At 65.1% G+C, this 1385-nt stretch carries 1 protein-coding gene; it reads right to left on the bottom strand.

What is annotated here, in order from left to right; all coding sequences use genetic code 11:
• Positions 1 to 678 precede the first annotated feature (678 nt).
• A partial coding sequence (locus tag MLY01S_RS11865) for a ParA family protein (RefSeq protein ID WP_067192443.1) occupies positions 679 to 1385 on the bottom strand: 707 nt, incomplete at its 5' end.

The following is a 1385-nucleotide window of genomic DNA, read 5'->3' as shown; positions in this document are numbered from 1 at the left end:
TGCCTTGGCACGCACGAGAGGCTGTTTCTGCCGGCCCTGTAGACAGGTGGAGGGGAGCGTCTCAGGCGTGGGCCACCTCCATCGCAGTCGGAAGAATCCGCACACGGCAGCCTCGGCAGATATCGCCCAGTGTCTCCTCAGGTCCACCGTCCGCTACAGGACGACCGTCCATCTCAGGCTCACAGCCCTCCTCAGAGGCACCGTCATTCTCAGGGCCGCCGTCATTCTCAGGGCCGCCGCTCTCCTCAGAGCCAAGGCCCGTCGCAGGGACACCGGGCACCGGCCTTCTGAGAGACGGCCCTTCTGTCAGGCCAAGCGTCCGATCACTGCTCTGCCAATCCGTTGACTGCCTCCAGGCCGGCAGGAGTCACGTGACTGGCTTACCCAGACTCGACGATCAGCCTGCCGACGACGTGTCCACCAGTGGCCTCCTACCGGCGCGAGGCATCTATCCGCTCGGCCCGGCAGGGGATCACCGCGTACTGCCCACACTCTCCGCCGTTGCCGTCCCGCCGCTGATAACGCCCCCTCGCCTCCCCACCTGCGCCTGCACGTTGCTTCACATGCCCCGCAGGCACAGTGTCACTGCCAGGTTTCACGTGAAACAGAATCGGCCCGGACATCTGAGCGATGTCCGGGCCGATTCTCCGCTACAGGATCAAGCGGATCCGGTTGCCTTCAGTCGAGTGGAACAGGTGCTCCTCGCTTCGCGATCTCCGCGGCGGCCTCGCGGTAGGCGGCCGCGCCCACCGAGGACGGGTCGTAGGTGAGCACTGTCTGCTGATAGCTCGGCGCCTCAGAGATGCGGACGTTGCGTGGAATGGCCGTCTGCAGCAGCTCCTTGGGGAAGTGCTCCCGCACCTCCTCCGCCACCTGCACCGCCAGGTTCGTGCGGGAGTCGAACATCGTCAGCAGGATCGTCGTCAGCTGCAGCCGCGGGTTCAGATGCTTCTGGATCATCTGCACGTTCTTCAGCAACTGGGACAGACCCTCGAGCGCGTAGTACTCCGCCTGGATCGGAATGAGAACCTCCACCGCGGCCACGAAGGCGTTCACGGTCAGAAGGCCCAGGGACGGCGGGCAGTCGATGAACACGTAGTCCAGACGCTCCTGTCCCTGCTCCTCACGCCACGCGAAGTAACGGTCCAGGGCCTTGGCCAGCCGCTGCTCGCGGGCCACCAAGGAGACCAGTTCGATCTCCGCGCCTGCGAGCTCAATGGTCGCGGGGACCACCTGCAGGTTGTCCACATCTGGGGCGTCCTGCACAACGTCGTGGATCTCCATCTCGTCCAGGAGCACATCGTAGACCGACGCCACCTCGGAGGAGTGAGGCACGTTGAGCGCGGTCGACGCGTTGCCCTGGGGATCGATGTCGACGACCATCA

It is taken from the genome of Micrococcus lylae NBRC 15355 (assembly GCF_001570885.1).
GTDB classification, from domain to species: domain Bacteria; phylum Actinomycetota; class Actinomycetes; order Actinomycetales; family Micrococcaceae; genus Micrococcus; species Micrococcus lylae.
This window is presented reverse-complemented; position numbering and strand designations above follow the sequence as displayed.